The following is a 15,214-nucleotide window of genomic DNA, read 5'->3' on the forward strand; positions in this document are numbered from 1 at the left end:
GGTTCACGCGTTCAACGCAAGGGTCTCTGATGTGTCCGTGGCCGGCGCCCTTGTCCCGCCGTGGCGGAGATCCATCATGAAGCTGTTCCACATGGCCCTGTCCGGGCATGCGCACCGGGCGCGTCTGTTCCTGTCCCTGGTGGGCGCGGATTGCGAAATCGTCGAGGTCGACCTCGCCGCCGGCGCGCACAGGACGCCGGAATTCCTCGCCCTGAACCCGTTCGGACAGGTGCCGGTGCTCGTCGACGGCGACGTGGTGGTTCCGGATTCGAACGCCATCCTGGTCTACGTGGCCAAGACACTCGGGCGCACGGATTGGCTGCCCGAGGATGCCCTCGCGGCGGCGCGGGTGCAGCGCTGGCTCTCGGTCGCGGCCGGACCCATCGCCTTCGGCCCCGCCGCCGCCCGGCTGATCACCGTCTTCGGCGCTCGCTTCGACACGGCCGAAGTGATTGCCCGTGCACATCAAATCCTCGGCCGCATCGAGGCGGAACTCGACGGTCGCGACTGGATCGCCGCCGACCATCCGACCATCGCGGATGTGGCCCTCTACAGCTACGTCGCCGCAGCCCCCGAGGGGAATGTCGATCTCGGCCCTTATTCCGAGATCCGTGCCTGGCTCGGTCGGATCGAAGCGCTGCCCGGTTTCGTGCCCTTTCCGACGACGGCGGCCGGCCTGCGCGTGGGCTGACACCACACCCTGCCACGAAACCCTTTCAGTGGGAGATTCCCATGTCATCCGACCATCACCCCGCCTCACCCTGGCATTCGGGCGAGATCGCGATCCAGAATCATGCGGGCGTCACCGAGCGCATGGCCGAGATCGGTCCCCGCGTCATCCGCGACCGGATGATCGACCAGCATCGCGACTTCTTCCGGCACTTACCTTTCGTGGTGCTGGGGGCTGTGGACCCGGAGGGTGAGGTCTGGGCGACGATCCGGGCCGGCGAGCCGGGATTTCTCGACGCGCCGGACCCCTTCCGCCTGCGCGTTCGGAGCGCCGCCGATCCCCACGATCCCGCCGAGGCTGGCCTGGCGGACGGATCGGCGGTCGGTCTTCTCGGAATCGATCTGGCGACGCGACGCCGCAATCGCCTGAACGGGATCGTCCGGCGCGAGGAGGGCGACGAATTCGATGTCCGGGTGCAGCAAAGCTTCGGCAATTGCCCGCAATACATCCGGGTCCGGCAGCAGCCTGAGCGTTTACTTGTTCCCGTCGCGGCTGCCCCGGAGATCGGCCACGGCCTCGACGACCGCGCCCGGGCGCTCATCGCAGGCGCCGATACGTTCTTCGTCGCGACCTATGCGGACGGGGAGGAGGGGAACCGCCAAGTCGATGTCTCGCATCGCGGCGGCCCCAAAGGTTTCGTGCGGATCGGCGAAAACGACGTGCTGACGGTCCCGGATTATTCCGGCAACCGATTCTTCAATACACTTGGAAACATCCGCGCCAATCCTCGCGCCGGGCTCGTCTTCATCGACTTTACCAGCGGTGACCTGCTGCAGATGTCGGGTCGGGCGGAGGTGCTCCTCGATACTCCCGAGATCGCGAGTTTCCCGGGAGCCGAGCGGCTCTGGCGCTTCGCGCCACGCACCCTCGTCCGGCGCGTGGGGGCCGTGCCACTCCGGTTCGAGGCCGCTTCACCCCCCGGGCGTGCCTGATCCCCTGGGCGGGATGGACTTCGCCCCGTGTTTCGCCTCAGCGACGGCGGACCTGGCTCTGTTTCGTATGGAGCACCTTGCGTGCCCGGGCCTCGTGGATCGCGGCAACCTTCATCAGGAGGCGGCGTTCGGCGTCCGAGGGAGCACTCGCGGCACAGTCCCGCAGGGCGATCGCCGCTCGCACATGCATCAGCGCCCGATCCAGCATCCGGTCCTCGCTCTTCGCCTCATTCCCTTCCTGCCTAGCGCCGCTGTGCTTAAGGCATCATCAAGCCGGATGCCGGGGCGGAGCGGTCGCGCGCGCCTAACGAGGCGTCCATTCTTCGCCGTCTTCACGAAGGTCCGGCCCGGCGCCGGGCAGGCCGTCCGGGCGCCGCCGATCCGCTCCGAGAGTTGACGCCGGCCGTCGGGGCTGCCAACCCGGCCGCATTGCGGGCGCGGCCGCTCCCTCGGTCCGCAGGAGTACCGAATCTTCATGTCCGATCTGCTTGAGACGATCCGCAGAACCCTCGTGCCGATCCACAAGGAGGGCTACCCCTTCATCCTGATCGGCATCGTGCTGACCGTGCTGTTCGGCTATTTCGCTCAGTTCGCCGGCTGGATCTTCCTGATCCTCACCCTGTGGGTCTGCTATTTCTTCCGCGATCCCGAGCGGGTGACCCCGGTGGCGGATGGCCTGGTGGTCTCGCCGGCCGACGGCCGGGTGAACCTGATCTCCACCGTCCTGCCGCCGCCCGAACTCGACCTTCCGCAGGAGCCGATGACCCGGATCTCGGTCTTCATGAACGTGTTCGATTGCCACGTGAACCGCGTCCCCGTCACCGGCAAGATCGGCCAGATCGTCTACACGCCCGGCCTGTTCCTCAATGCGGAACTCGACAAGGCCAGCGACGACAACGAGCGCAACGGCCTCGTCATCGAGACCACCCATCGCGGCAGCCCCCTGCGCGTCGGCGTCGTGCAGATCGCCGGATTGGTCGCCCGCCGCATCGTCGGCTGGGTGCAGGCGAACGATACTTTGAACGTGGGCGAGCGCTTCGGCCTCATCCGCTTCGGCTCCCGCGTCGACGTCTACCTGCCGGTGGGGACTCGGGTGCTGGTCGGCCTCGGCCAGAAGGCGGTGGCGGGCGAGACCGTTCTCGCCGATCTCGGCGGCGGCCCCGAGCGCAGCTTCCGCCGCATCTGATCCCGCCCGGCCCCGCCCTGGCGGGGTCGCGATCCTTCGCGGACGGTGCCCTTGAGGCCCGTTCGCCCGTCTTTCTGAAAAGGCGCGTCATGGACGATCTCTTTCCGCCCTTCGAGCCGGATGCCAACGAGCCGAAGCCGCGCCGCTTCAAGGCGGTGCCTTTCCGGATGATCGCGCCCAACATGATCACCCTGATGGCGGTCTGCCTCGGGCTGACCGCGATCCGACTGGCATTCGAGGGCAAGTTCGAGCCGGCCGTGATCGCCATCGTCGCGGCCGCCTTCCTCGACGGGATCGACGGGCGCGTCGCCCGCATGCTCAAGGGAACGTCACGTTTCGGCGCCGAGCTCGATTCCCTCGCCGATTTCGTCAATTTCGGCTGCGCGCCGGCGCTCATCCTCTACGGCTTTGCCCTGAAGGAGCTGCGCTCGCTGGGCTGGATCGTCGCCCTGATCTTCGCCATCGCCATGGCCCTGCGTCTCGCCCGCTTCAACGCGATGCTCGACGATCCCAACCGGCCCGCCTGGAAGAAGGATTTCTTCGTCGGCATGCCGGCGCCGGCCGGGGCCCTGACGGCGCTGCTGCCGCTCTATCTCCACTTCCTCGGCCTGCCGATCGAGCGTTGGGCCGCGCCGGTGGTGCTCGGCTACACGCTCTGCATCGCGCTCCTGGTGGTCTCCACCGTGCCGACCTTCTCCGGCAAGACCATGGGCAAGCGCGTTCCCCGCGAATGGGTGCTGCCGATCTTCCTCGTGGTGGTCGCGGCCTTCGGCCTCTTCATCAGCTATCCGTTCGAGGCCATGGTGGTGATGGCGGCCGGCTACCTCATCACCCTGCCGATCGGGGCGGCGCAGTATCGGCGCCGGGCGAAACACGAGGAGCGCCTCGACGCAACCGACCGTGGACAGATCGGTACGGCGCCTGTCGAAACCTGATCGCCTCGCCTAACGTCCCGGCGGGAATGCGGGCGGCGCAAGTTTTGGAGGCGACGGTGCTGGAAGAATTCAAGAAATTCGCGTTGCGCGGCAACGTCGTCGATCTGGCGGTGGGCGTGATCATCGGCGCCGCTTTCGGCTCCATTGTCACCTCCGCCGTCCAGGACGTGTTCATGCCGATCATCGGCGCGATCACGGGCGGGCTCGACTTCTCGAACTACTACATCGCGCTATCGTCGAGCGTGCAGAAGGGGGCCGCCTACGCGGACGCCAAGAAACAGGGCGCAGTGATCGGCTACGGCCAGTTCATCACCGTGGCGCTCAACTTCATGATCGTCGCCTTCGTGCTGTTTCTCGTCATCCGGGCGATGAACAAGCTCCAGACCCAGGAGGAGGCGAAGCCTCTTCCCGAAACCCCGGCGGACGTGAAACTGCTGGGCGAGATCCGCGATATCCTCGCGGCCAGACCCAAGGTCTGAGATCAGATCGTCGTTGCCGGCGGTGCCTTCAGGTCGTCGAGGAGGCCATCCAGGGCCTGCTCCACCGCCCCGGTGCCTTCCTCATGGGTCTTCAGACGGATCTCGAGACGGCGCAATTGCGGCTCGAACTCTTCCGGCACAGCCGGATCGCCGAGGAATTTCGGCGCATCGTCCTGCGTGGTGAAGACGGAGCGCAGCTGCTGGCCGAGATGATCCCGCACCGGCTCGGGCAAGGCCGGATCGACATCCGCGCCGCCGGCCTGACCGGGGGGCGATTTATCAATGCGGAAGATCGGATCGTTCGCCATATCGGGTCTCTCCTCAATCAAGAGCAATAACCAGCCGGGGCGGAGAGTGTTGCGTGCCTCGACTCACAAATGTTGATGGTACCCGATCCAGCGCCGGTATTTCTGGTATTTCTCGCGCGAACCCCGACGATCTTCCGATCCACGAAAAAGCCCCCGGTGCCGTGGCACCGGGGGCTCTTGCCGAATGGTCAGCTGCGATCGACGATGATTAGTCGATGACTTCGACGATGCGGCGGCTGCGATCCACCAAGACCGGACGGTCGTTGACGATGGTGTAGCGCGCGCCGCGGGCATTGTACTCGGACGGCACGTCGTAATAGGTCACGCCGGTGCCGGGCAGGGTCGCGCCGACGCGGACGTCGCCGTCGTAATTGTAGGAGCTGTGACGCTCGCGGGTGACGTACTGGCGGAAGCGGGGACGGTCGTCGACACCGAGGATGCCACCGACGGTTCCGGTCGCAGCGCCGACGGCACCACCGACAATGGCACCTACGGGACCAGCTGCATCGGCACCTTCCTGGGCGCCACGCTCAGCGCCGCGCACGAGGCCCTGGGCCTGGGCGGCGAGGGGGAGGGACAGAGCGATCGCCGAAGCGGCGAGAAGGGTCTTGATGTTCATGATCGAGATCTCCGTATCCGATGACCCGCGAACGGTGACGCTCAGCGGGGTTCGGGGCAGTAACGCCCCATCTCGGAAAAGGGATGCCTCGAAAATCGATTTTGCCGGAATGTCCCGATCATGCCCCCGATGGGAGAACGATATTCCCCGTCCGCAAGGCGTCGCGGAACGGGTAGCCCGGTGAGCATGGTGGGGAGCCGATCCCGACCGCCCACCGGGCGGCGTCAGGCGTCCTTCGGCATGGCCGACTGGATCAGCCGGTCCGAGCTGAGGTCTTCTTCGTCGTAGCCGAGCAATTCGGCGAGCCGCCCGCGGGCACGGCTGACGCGGCTTTTCACCGTGCCGACCTTGCAGCCCATGATCGTGGCGGCCTCTTCGTAGGACACACCCTCGGCGCCCACGAGGACGAGGGCCTCGCGTTGGTCCGGCGGAAGCTTGGCGAGCGCCGTCTGCAGATCCTCGACATCGAGGCGGTCGCCCTGGTGCGGTGCCGTCGCGAGACGCGCCGCGTAGGAGCCGTCCTGGTCTTCCACCTCGCGCACGCGCTTGCGGTGGTCCGAGTAGAAGATGTTGCGCAGGATGGTGAAGAGCCAGGCATTCAGGTTCGTGCCCGGCTGGAACCGCGCGCGATGCTGCCAGCCCTTGAGCAGGGTGTCCTGCACCAGATCGTCCGAGCGGGCCGGATTGCTGGTGAGCGACAGCGCGAAGGCCCGCAGGGACGGCACCGCCGCGAGCAGACCGTTGCGGAACTCGGGCTCCACCTGCTCGCCGCGAGCTTTCAGGGCGGCTTCCAGCTTCTCGATGAGTTCGGCGAAGCGCGTTGCCGGCTCGTCCGCGCCAAGGCGGTCGTAGACGGTGCGGAGCTGGTCGCCGAGATGTGAGCGGATGGTCGCGGTCAGGCCCGGCCGCCCATCGTCGTTCGTGTCGCTCAGGAGGTCGTCGCTGGTTTCAAGGACGTCGCGTGTCATGGCTCGTCGTATTCTGGTCGTTGGGCAGGAAATCGTCCGGTTCGGGCCGGCCGTATCGGATCGGTCCGCCTGACATCGACGGCGAGGCCGTAGCGTGTCTCGGGTTGTAGCGCATCATACCCGGTCACGCACCCCGCCAAGCCACGCAAATGGCGACCTGCGCCGTTCGCGTCCACATGCGGCGGATGGCATCGGCGGCGGCGACATCTTCCCGATATCGAGGAAGGAGGGCCGCCTCTGCTTGCGCCCCATATCCGGCCATTGTCTCACCTGTCTCTCTGCCATCGCGAAAGGGATCGTCCATGCATCGTCGCGCCTTCACGGCGAGTCTCACGGCGGCCGTCCTGGCCGGGCCGGGCGATGCGGTTCGCGCGTCGGCTCGTAGCAGGCCACCCGTCAGCATTGCCATGCTGATGTTTCCCGGCATGACGGCTCTCGACCTCGTCGGGCCGCAGGCGATCCTGGCGGGTCTGGCCGGCGGCCGGCTCCACCTCGTGGCTCGCCAGACAGGCCCGATCCCCAGCGATACGGGCCTGACAATGGTGGCCGATACGTCCTTCGAGACCTGTCCGGGCGAGATCGACGTACTCTTCGTGCCGGGCGGCGACGCGACCCCCGGCCAGATGCGCGAGGAGGCGACCCTCGCCTTCCTGCGCGACCGGGCGGCACGAGCGTCCTGGGTCACCAGCGTCTGCACCGGTTCGCTCATCCTCGGCGCGGCGGGACTGCTCGACGGCTACCGCGCCACCTCGCACTGGTGCGTGCGCGAGACCGTGCTGCCGCGCCTCGGCGCCATTCCGGTGAACCGGCGCGTGGTGGTCGATCGCAACCGGATCACGGCGGCGGGCATTTCCGCCGGCCTCGACTTCGCTCTCGTCCTGGCCGCCCTTCTGCACGGCGACGATGCTGCGAGGACGAGCCAGCTTGTCGCCGAATATGCGCCGGAACCGCCCTTCTCCGCCGGCACGCCCGAGACTGCCGGGCCGGATATCGCCGCTGGCGCCGGAGCGATTCTCAAGGATCTGGTGGATGGGTCTCTCGCGGCCGCGGCGAGCTACGCACCGCGATGAGGTCCGGGGCTCAGGGCCTCCGGCCGCACATGGTCTCCCTCCCCCGCGACGGCGCATCATTTTGCCGGAACTCCGTTGAATGGCCAAGGTTTAGCCCCTGGCGAGAAAGCTGCATGGTCGCGATGCGCTGGCCGCCGGACTTCCGCGCTCCAACCATGAAGGGCATCGATCCATGGCATCAGGCCTCGCTGGCGATCTCACCCGGACGAAATCCCTCGAGCGACTGAATGCCGATGCCGAAGGGGGGGAGCACAAGCTCGAGCGCACCCTCGGTCCCTGGAGCCTCGTCGCCCTCGGCATCGGCGCGGTGATCGGAGCCGGCCTGTTCTCCCTCACCGGGATCGCGGCGGCCGAGCATGCCGGTCCCGCCGTAGTGATCTCCTTCGCCATCGCGTCGATCGCCTGCGCCTTCGCCGGCATGTGCTACAGCGAGCTCGCGGGCATGATCCCCGTGGCGGGTTCGGCCTATACCTACGCCTATGCCACGATGGGCGAGTTCGTGGCCTGGATCATCGGCTGGGACCTCGTGCTCGAATACGCTGTCGGCGCGGCCACCGTCTCGGTGAGCTGGTCGAGCTACGTCACCCGGTTCCTGCGGGACACCCTCGGCATCAACCTGCCGCCCAGCCTCGTCAATTCCCCCTTCGAGACCTACACGGTCGACGGGGTGACGGCGCATGGCATCGTCAACCTGCCGGCGATCCTCATCATCGTCGCCGTCTCGGCCCTGCTGATGATCGGTATCCGTGAATCCGCCCGGGTCAACGCCGTCGTCGTGGCAATCAAGCTCGCAGTGGTGGCGGTCGTGGTGGGCGTCGGCCTGTTCTACATCAAGGCGCAGAACTACGTGCCGTTCATCCCCGAGAACACCGGGACCTTCGGCGATTACGGTTGGAGCGGCATCATGCGCGGCGCCGGCGTGGTGTTCTTTGCCTATATCGGGTTCGACGCGGTCTCGACTGCGGCGCAGGAGGCCAAGAACCCCCAGCGCAATATGATGATCGGCATCCTCGGCTCGCTGGCCATCTGCACGGTGATCTACATCGCTTTCGCCGGCGTGCTGACCGGCCTCGTGCATTACGACGCCATGAAGGGCGATGCCGCGCCGGTGAACACGGCGATCGCCCAGACACCGTTCCCCTGGCTGAAGAGCCTCGTGACGTTCGGCGTCATCGCCGGCTTCTCCACCGTGATCCTGGTCCTGCTGCTCGGCCAGAGCCGGGTGTTCTACTCCATGAGCCAGGACCGGCTGCTGCCGGGCTTCTTTTCCAAGATTCATCCGACCTGGAAGACGCCCTATCGCTCGAACCTGTTCTTCATGGTGTTCACGAGTGCTCTGGGCGGCTTCCTGCCGATCAGCCAGCTCGGCCACATGACCAGCATCGGCACCCTGCTCGCCTTCATCCTGGTCTGTGCGGGAGTCATCATCCTGCGCCGGACTCAGCCCGATGCGCGACGGGACTACCGGACGCCGCTGGTGCCGCTGGTGCCGATCCTCGGCATCGTCAGCTGCCTCGCCATGATGGTGTCCCTCGACGGCCAGACCTGGCTGCGACTGATTGCCTGGCTCGCGGTAGGACTTGTGATCTACTTCGCCTGGAGCCGACGCAACAGCCGTCTCGGCCGGGAGGAGGCGGCCTGACCGTAGTAGTCTCGGCTGTCCCCGGGGGAACGGGATCCGGTGCTCGGGACGGCGGCCTGATCCGTCAGGCTGTCTTGATCAGCGACAAGAGAGGGCTTTTGGAATCCTTCTCCACCATCACCTCGCCCACATGGACGATCTGCCGCTCGCGCGCGACGAACGCCGTCGGCATTTCGGACTGCATCTCGGCTTCCACGGCACGCAGCATGGCGTCGCTATGGGCGGGATGGAGATGGATGATCGCGAGCGCCTTGGCACCGGCGGCCTTCGCCAATTCAACGCCCTTCTGCCATGTGGAATGACCCCAGCCGCAGCAGCGCGGATATTCCGACTCGGTGAACATGCCGTCGTAGACGAGGAGGTCCGAGCCTTCCACGAACCGGCGCAGGGACTCGTCCGGCCACGGGTCGGAATGCTCGATGTCGCTGATGATGCAGAGGCGTTTTCCGCCATGGTCGAAGCGGTACCCCACCGATCCTTGCGGGTGGTTGAGGAGGATCGTGTCCACACGCGACCCATCGGGGAAATCGAGCGCCTCGCCGGCCTTGAAGCCGTGATGGGCAAGGGTGCAGGGAAGGATGTCCAAGGTCACCGGGAAGAGTGGCGGCGAGAACAGGCGGTCCAGGGTCTCCTTCGCGCTCGCTCCGTCGAGATTGCCGCAATAGGTGTTGATCGTCCGTTCCGGGTTGAAGATGACCGGCTTGAAGAACGGCAGGCCCGCCGTGTGGTCGAGATGCAGATGGCTCAAAAGGAGGTCGATCTCTTTCGGCATCTCCTCGCGGTGATGCAGCCCGCAGGCATTCAGGCCCGAGCCGGCATCGACGATGAACAGGCGCGAGCCGCAGCGGATCTCCAGGCACGGGGTGTTGCCGCCGAACTCGACATAATCCGGCCCGCTAACGGGCGTGGAACCGCGGACGCCCCAGAAGCGTAGGGAGAGGCCGTCTTCGGTCGAGGGCGTGTGCGTCATACTCATGGTTCGACTACCGATTGCCCGATCCGCCTGAGACCCGGTGCCTTTCGGCGCACCGATGCGATCCATTCCTCGCGAGAACGGTCACAAACAGGTTGCCAGGATCGAAGTGGGGTTGACCATGAGGTAGTCAGCCCCCTCCGACATCGATGTGCGGCCACGCACACAGCTTGGAGACGCTCGTCCTCGGCAAAACCGCGCTCACCGGCCAGCTTTCAATCGGAGCGAGCCCAATATTCGCCTGCGTGAAATGGCCGATGCTCCGGGCGGCCGTTGTTTCGGGCAGAGCCAATGTGGAGTTGCCGAGACGGCGAATCCGGCCCTCGTGACGAGTTCGTGCCCGATCCTGACGACAGCATCTCCGTCGCGATTCCAGAGAAAATTGGGAAATGTCTTTGCCGAAGTCTATCGTCCGGGAGACGATGAGAGCCGAGGCTGCGCATGGATTCCGGCCTATGGGGGAAGAACGGGCTGACGGCATGGGCCGTCACGGCCATCGCTGGCGCTGGATGCGGATACAAGGAACCGGAAGTGGAGCAGCTTGGCACTCCCCCGTGCTGCCGCTGATGGGCGGTGATGGCTCGCGAATTCGAATATTTCCAAATCAAGACTGCGGAATATTTCCGCTGCTCGCGTTTTATAGTCTTTCCAATATTCAGGATTACTCTTGATTGATTGGGGTGATTGCCTCTTTATGTCGGTTATCGGGGCAATGCGCGATGAGAAGGCCGTCCAAAATGGAACGGATGCTGGAACTGGTCCGCGGCTATGCACGGCTGGCGTGGTGGGATGGCTGTGCCGCCGACATGCGCCTTCACCGCCTTGCCGACTTCATCGATTTCCTGGCTGCCGCGAGGGAGCCGGTGCTTAGGCACGAGCCGATTCCGATTGTAAAAGGAGAGATTGCGTGAGCGCCTTCCGATCGACCCGGCCATGTATCGAGCCGCCCAAAGAGGGAAGCGAACTGGACGAGGCCTTGCGCCGCGCCTTCTGGACCAGCCTGAACCGCCATCCCCTTCCGGCGCTCCAGGCGCTGGCCACGGCAGCACGGACCATCGGGACCCTGTATCGACAGATTGCCCAGGCACATGAAGGCCCCGGCGGCTGTGGTTGCGGTTGGGAGCCCGATCCGGACAGCGATCTCATCGTGCTCGAAGCCAATCTGGCCGCTTCCCTGCTGAAGCCGCCCGAACCAGACCTCGCCCACATGGTGACGCTCGGACGAGCGTGACGTCCCATCGGGGTCACTGGCGCGCCGGGGCGTCGATCCACCGTCCCCCCTATCGAGACGCAACATCGCGGAAGGGATTGGTTAACCCATCAGCCCGCATGATCGGCTCGATCCTGCAGGGTGGAGGTGGGAATGGACGTGATCTACCGCGGTCTCGAAACGTCGCTCCTCGGCCTCACCCTGGTCCTTGGCATCGCGGCCTTGGCCCTTCCTTCGCTGGCGCCCCGGATACTCGGCGCTCCGGAACTCGCCGTGACCCTGCCCTTGCTCAGTGTCACCGCCGCACATTGAGGGTTTCGCGCCGGATTTGCGACCCGGCAGCCGATGCTTGAGGTGATCGCCTCAGGCGACGATCATGGCGCTGGCTGTGCGGTTCGACACAATCGACCCATGCTGACGACTTTCACAGTGCGTTGCGTCATCGCACTGCAACTGTTTCGCCCTCACGCGACTTTATAGACCAAGCGCTGCGGTGAGCGCACTGGCTTGGGTCTTTAAGGCGCTCCGGACAACGGCGCGCGGGCAAGGTTGCAATGGCGAAACGATTCGGTCTTTCCGCTGCGTTGGGCGTTGCGCTCATCGTCGGCGCCACCTCTATCCCGGCCTCCGCGATGCCGGGAACCGAGGGAGCCTCGTCCACGAGTGTTCAGCGGGACGCGGAAGTCGGCAAGGTCGCATTGACGGTAGAGGCCGAGGACGACGCCCTGGCCTGCACGAAATCGCGCAAGCGGTTGTTCGTCGATGGCGAGGGCTGGATCGTTCGCCGGGTCACCACTTGCCGCTGAGGTGATCGCCGCCGTAGTCGTGCGGGACCGGTTCATGCATGCGGTCTCGTCAGTATCCTTCATTCCGGCTATCCGACCACCGTATGGCTCGGTCGTCAGTCGAGCCATCGTTCCCGGCTCAGGCCTACGCGCTACGAGGTTCGCATGTTGGCGATGAGGAGATGGTCAGCGCATTCAGCAATGCTGGTGCTCACCCTCCTCGTTGTGCCCGTTGCCCATGCGCAGACCGCGGTGACTTCCGGCTACGGTCATTCGGATCTCCGGTTCGATGACCGTTACGCCGGACCGTATCAGCCTGCGGCGCATGGTGTCGTTCCGCTGGTACGGTTCCCGCGTCCGACCGAACTCGTTCCGAGCGCTTGGGGCTATGGAACTTACGGCATTCCCACCGCGACCGGCATCCGTCCCGCCTCTGTGGGAACACCCGTTGTATACGTGATCGATACGCCCGCCCGACGGGTCATGCGCCAGACCCGCAATCCCGGGCCGCGCATTGTCTCGCGCAAGGCGCGAAAGCCGTATCCGGCATCTCTTGCCATACACCATCAGGCCGGCGCGGAGGTCGTGACCCTGCGCATGGAGCGCACCAGCTCGCGCTGAAGACAGAGCCTTGTCAGTATTGCGCGCGCAGGACCGCTTCGGAGACGAGCTTGATCGGCTTTCCCCTGCCCATCATGATCGCCGCCCGCGACTGTTCCGGGTCGGCCTCGAACCGCGTCCGCAACCAGGCGACGAGGAACTTCAGGTATTCTGAACCGATGAGCTTCGCCGTTCCCGGATGACGCCACCAGCGATCGGCGTCGAAACCTTCCGCGATCACCGGATGGGGGAGGACGCGGTCCTTGCCCATCAATGCGTGGTCGAGCTCCACCAGGGTTCGGGGCATATGATAATTCGACGTCACCACGGCCACGGTGTTGAACCGGTGCTGTCGCATCCAGCGACGGGTCTCGATGGCGTTGCCGATCGTGTTGCGGGCCCGGTAATCGAGATCGACGCAGCACTCGATCCAGTGGCGCTGGCTCGGATTGAGCCGGGCGATCTCGTCGCGGCTGGTCCGCTCGTTCACGCCGGTAATGAGAAGACGTCGGCCATAGCCACCGGCCAAAAGGTCGATCGCGTCGCCGATGCGCTGGGCACCCCCGGTCAAGGCCACGATCCCGTCCGCACGGCCATCGAGAGTGCGCTCGTCACGGGCGATCGATTCCGCGAACACCAGGAAGCCGGCGACCAGGGCCAGGGTAGCGACGGCACCGAGTCCGAGAGCGATTTGACCGAGACGGCGGAGGGTTGAAGACATCACCATGGCGATCCGCGCGGGAGGCACCGACGATTCCGCCCGACCCCGTGGCCAGACCCAACCGAACGCCTCTGGAGGGCGAGTGGTGCCGTGTCCTGACATCCGCGTGGCCATTCTCCAAAGGTAGCGCGGAATGCGTCATCCGCGAGGCGACATTTCCGCCCCGATGGGTTTACGAATGGTTAACGCGGATCCGGCGCGGATGTCTGTAGTCCTATGATGTCATACGGAACCGCTGATCTGGCGGGTCCGGCGACCGGAAAATCGGCTTCAGCGCAGGAAACGCCGGACGGTCAGCCGCGAGACGATGCCGGTGACCACCGATGCGATGACGCCGATGAGGAGGACAGCGGCATAGCCGCGCCAACCGATATGGAACGCACCGAATAAGGCCTCGATCTCGTCCCCGGCGGGTCCCGAGCGCCAGACCTGGGCGAGCAGTCCGGCGAGCGCGAACACGGCCAGAGCCAAGCACGAGCCGATGATCCCGCCACGCAGGCCGAGTCGGAAGAACCGACGCTGGAACGCGCGGGCGATGAAGTCGTCGTTCGCGCCGACGAAATGCAGCACCTCCACGACCTCGCGATTGCCGGCCATGGCTCCTCGTGTGGCGAACACGACGGCGAGGCCGGTGGCGATCAGGACGAGGGTCACGATACCGACTCCGACGCCGACGAAGGTATTGGCCATGGTCGAGAGCCGCTGAAGCCACAGGGCATGGTCGTCGAGGCTCGCGACCCCCGGCATCGCCTCGCTGAGCGACCCCCGCAATCCCTTCAAATCCGGGGGAGGGGATTCCGCGAGCTTCAGGGTGACGAGACGCGGTACCGGAAGGTCCGAGAGGTCGAGACCGCTCCCGAGCCAGGGTTCGAGCAGGCGCTCCGCCTCAGTCTTCGAGAAGATCCGCGTGCTGGCGATGCCGGGCGTGGCCTTGGCCAGCGACTCGGCCCTCGCCACGTCGGCATCGATGTCACGGCCGACGCTGGGCCTTACCTGGATCGTCACTTCCTGCGCGACGCTGCCCTGCCACTGGTTGGCACTGGACGCGACGATCTCGGCCGCCCCGGCGCACAGGGCGGCCAGGAAGGTCAGGATCGCGATCACCGCGGCGAGCGCCCGGCTCGCTGCCGAATCGGTGGGGACAAGGGGCGCGTTGCGTCGCAGGGTCGCCGGCAGGCCGGCCTCCTGGTCGGGTGTGACGGGCATCGCGGGACGCGGGTCTAGGCTAGCCTCGCCCATCAGCGTTCGATCTGAAGCCGGCCCTGGCCCAGAACGAGCCGGGGGGCGTCGACGAGGTCCATCAAGGCGAAATCGTGGGTCGCGATCAGGACCGAGGTGCCAAGGCGGTTGAGTTCGATGAACAGCCGCAACAGACGGCGGCCGAGGCCGGGATCGACATTGCCGGTGGGTTCGTCGGCAAGGAGCAGGTCGGGCCGGGCGATCAGCGCGCGGGCGATCGCCGCGCGCTGTTTCTCGCCGCCCGACAGAAGCGGCGGCAGGACATGCATGCGCTCGCCAAGGCCGACCCAGCGCAGGAGTTCCACCACCTCGGCGCGGTAACTCGTTTCCGCCCGACCCTGGACGCGCAGGGGGAGGGCGACGTTCTCGTAGGTGGTCAGGTGGTCGAGCAGGCGGAAATCCTGAAACACGATGCCCATCCGCCGGCGCAGGCCGGTGAGCGCCTCGTTGGAAATATCGCTGACCTCTTCCCCGAACACCGAGACCAATCCGCGCGTCGGCCGCACCGAAAGCAGGATCAGGCGCAGCAGGGTAGTCTTTCCCGCGCCCGAAGGGCCGGTGAGGAACTGGAACGAGCGCGGGGCGATCTGGAAGCTCACGTCGCTCAGCACTTCCGGCCCGAGGCCGTAGCGCATGCCGACATTCTCGAACTGAACCACGGGCTCCTCGACGCCCGACAGGAGGCTGTCACGGCTCACGCTAGGGTCCCGGATCCGTCGATGCGCGATTCTGCTGACAAGCCTGCCCTCCCATATCCGCCGCTTCACGGAGGATTAACCGCTTCCGGCGATGACGGTGTGAGTCTTTTTCACCGAGC

At 65.9% G+C, this 15,214-nt stretch carries 20 protein-coding genes; 12 read left to right on the top strand and 8 right to left on the bottom strand.

What is annotated here, in order from left to right; translation table 11 throughout:
- The first annotated feature begins 76 nt into the window (after positions 1–76).
- Both ACYQOP_RS09390 and ACYQOP_RS09395 read left to right on the top strand, forming a co-directional pair.
- Positions 77–691: a glutathione S-transferase family protein gene (locus tag ACYQOP_RS09390; protein WP_461222201.1), complete on the top strand. Its 615-nt coding sequence runs from the start codon at positions 77–79 to the stop codon at positions 689–691.
- Positions 692–732: 41 nt separating this feature from the next.
- Positions 733–1,662 (top strand): pyridoxamine 5'-phosphate oxidase family protein, encoded by a 930-nt coding sequence (locus ACYQOP_RS09395; protein WP_461222202.1) that lies wholly within the window; start codon positions 733–735, stop codon positions 1,660–1,662.
- 37 nt (positions 1,663–1,699) lie between these two features.
- On the opposite strand, the gene ACYQOP_RS09400 is transcribed toward ACYQOP_RS09395, so the two are convergent.
- A complete protein-coding gene (locus ACYQOP_RS09400) occupies positions 1,700–1,870 on the bottom strand; it encodes a hypothetical protein (protein WP_461222203.1) in 171 nt (56 codons plus the stop codon).
- 267 nt (positions 1,871–2,137) lie between these two features.
- On the opposite strand from ACYQOP_RS09400, the gene ACYQOP_RS09405 reads away from it, so the two are divergent.
- The 3 genes from ACYQOP_RS09405 (at position 2,138) to mscL (ending at position 4,262) form a co-directional block, all read left to right on the top strand.
- Positions 2,138–2,848 (top strand): phosphatidylserine decarboxylase, encoded by a 711-nt coding sequence (locus tag ACYQOP_RS09405; protein WP_018045459.1) that lies wholly within the window; start codon positions 2,138–2,140, stop codon positions 2,846–2,848.
- An 89-nt stretch (positions 2,849–2,937) separates the two neighbouring features.
- Positions 2,938–3,783 (top strand): CDP-alcohol phosphatidyltransferase family protein, encoded by an 846-nt coding sequence (locus ACYQOP_RS09410; RefSeq protein ID WP_056421958.1) that lies wholly within the window; start codon positions 2,938–2,940, stop codon positions 3,781–3,783.
- A gap of 56 nt (positions 3,784–3,839) precedes the next feature.
- Positions 3,840–4,262, top strand: a complete 423-nt coding sequence (gene mscL, locus ACYQOP_RS09415; RefSeq protein WP_311276708.1) for a large conductance mechanosensitive channel protein MscL — start codon at positions 3,840–3,842, stop codon at positions 4,260–4,262.
- A 2-nt stretch (positions 4,263–4,264) separates the two neighbouring features.
- Here the strand turns inward: mscL and ACYQOP_RS09420 are convergent, their stop codons facing one another.
- From ACYQOP_RS09420 to ACYQOP_RS09430, 3 genes are all read right to left on the bottom strand, one after another.
- Positions 4,265–4,570: a hypothetical protein gene (locus tag ACYQOP_RS09420; protein ID WP_311276707.1), complete on the bottom strand. Its 306-nt coding sequence runs from the start codon at positions 4,568–4,570 to the stop codon at positions 4,265–4,267.
- A gap of 208 nt (positions 4,571–4,778) precedes the next feature.
- Positions 4,779–5,189 carry a DUF1236 domain-containing protein gene (locus tag ACYQOP_RS09425; protein ID WP_056421956.1) on the bottom strand — a complete coding sequence of 137 codons (411 nt, stop codon included), beginning with the start codon at positions 5,187–5,189 and terminating at the stop codon, positions 4,779–4,781.
- A 224-nt stretch (positions 5,190–5,413) separates the two neighbouring features.
- Entirely contained in the window at positions 5,414–6,157 is a 744-nt protein-coding gene (locus ACYQOP_RS09430; RefSeq protein ID WP_056421955.1) for a sigma-70 family RNA polymerase sigma factor, read from the bottom strand.
- 302 nt (positions 6,158–6,459) lie between these two features.
- On the opposite strand from ACYQOP_RS09430, the gene ACYQOP_RS09435 reads away from it, so the two are divergent.
- Positions 6,460–7,227 carry a DJ-1/PfpI family protein gene (locus ACYQOP_RS09435; RefSeq protein WP_419951318.1) on the top strand — a complete coding sequence of 256 codons (768 nt, stop codon included), beginning with the start codon at positions 6,460–6,462 and terminating at the stop codon, positions 7,225–7,227.
- 172 nt (positions 7,228–7,399) lie between these two features.
- Positions 7,400–8,869, top strand: coding sequence for an amino acid permease (locus ACYQOP_RS09440; protein ID WP_461222204.1), 1,470 nt, complete (start codon positions 7,400–7,402; stop codon positions 8,867–8,869).
- A gap of 64 nt (positions 8,870–8,933) precedes the next feature.
- Here ACYQOP_RS09440 and ACYQOP_RS09445 read toward each other — a convergent pair whose 3' ends face one another.
- Positions 8,934–9,845 carry an MBL fold metallo-hydrolase gene (locus ACYQOP_RS09445; protein WP_056421952.1) on the bottom strand — a complete coding sequence of 304 codons (912 nt, stop codon included), beginning with the start codon at positions 9,843–9,845 and terminating at the stop codon, positions 8,934–8,936.
- A 734-nt stretch (positions 9,846–10,579) separates the two neighbouring features.
- On the opposite strand from ACYQOP_RS09445, the gene ACYQOP_RS09450 reads away from it, so the two are divergent.
- The 5 genes from ACYQOP_RS09450 (at position 10,580) to ACYQOP_RS09470 (ending at position 12,458) form a co-directional block, all read left to right on the top strand.
- The gene (locus tag ACYQOP_RS09450; protein WP_461222205.1) at positions 10,580–10,753 is read left to right on the top strand and encodes a hypothetical protein; all 174 of its coding nucleotides are present in this window, start codon (positions 10,580–10,582) and stop codon (positions 10,751–10,753) included.
- Positions 10,750–11,073: a hypothetical protein gene (locus ACYQOP_RS09455; RefSeq protein WP_056421950.1), complete on the top strand. Its 324-nt coding sequence runs from the start codon at positions 10,750–10,752 to the stop codon at positions 11,071–11,073. Before ACYQOP_RS09450 ends, ACYQOP_RS09455 begins: the two co-directional genes overlap by 4 nt.
- A 132-nt stretch (positions 11,074–11,205) precedes the next feature.
- Complete coding sequence (locus ACYQOP_RS09460; RefSeq protein ID WP_200919001.1) at positions 11,206–11,364, top strand: hypothetical protein; 159 nt, start codon at positions 11,206–11,208, stop codon at positions 11,362–11,364.
- A 242-nt stretch (positions 11,365–11,606) separates the two neighbouring features.
- Positions 11,607–11,858: a hypothetical protein gene (locus tag ACYQOP_RS09465; RefSeq protein ID WP_207412308.1), complete on the top strand. Its 252-nt coding sequence runs from the start codon at positions 11,607–11,609 to the stop codon at positions 11,856–11,858.
- Between the two features lie 180 nt (positions 11,859–12,038).
- Positions 12,039–12,458 carry a hypothetical protein gene (locus ACYQOP_RS09470; protein WP_461222206.1) on the top strand — a complete coding sequence of 140 codons (420 nt, stop codon included), beginning with the start codon at positions 12,039–12,041 and terminating at the stop codon, positions 12,456–12,458.
- Between the two features lie 13 nt (positions 12,459–12,471).
- Here the strand turns inward: ACYQOP_RS09470 and ACYQOP_RS09475 are convergent, their stop codons facing one another.
- From ACYQOP_RS09475 to ftsE, 3 genes are all read right to left on the bottom strand, one after another.
- Positions 12,472–13,164: a YdcF family protein gene (locus ACYQOP_RS09475; RefSeq protein WP_056454796.1), complete on the bottom strand. Its 693-nt coding sequence runs from the start codon at positions 13,162–13,164 to the stop codon at positions 12,472–12,474.
- Positions 13,165–13,428: 264 nt separating this feature from the next.
- Positions 13,429–14,364 (bottom strand): cell division protein FtsX, encoded by a 936-nt coding sequence (locus ACYQOP_RS09480; RefSeq protein ID WP_244478210.1) that lies wholly within the window; start codon positions 14,362–14,364, stop codon positions 13,429–13,431.
- 32 nt (positions 14,365–14,396) lie between these two features.
- A complete protein-coding gene (ftsE, locus tag ACYQOP_RS09485; RefSeq protein WP_056421937.1) occupies positions 14,397–15,095 on the bottom strand; it encodes a cell division ATP-binding protein FtsE in 699 nt (232 codons plus the stop codon).
- Positions 15,096–15,214: the final 119 nt, after the last annotated feature.

The organism is Methylobacterium sp. CM6247 (assembly GCF_054817925.1).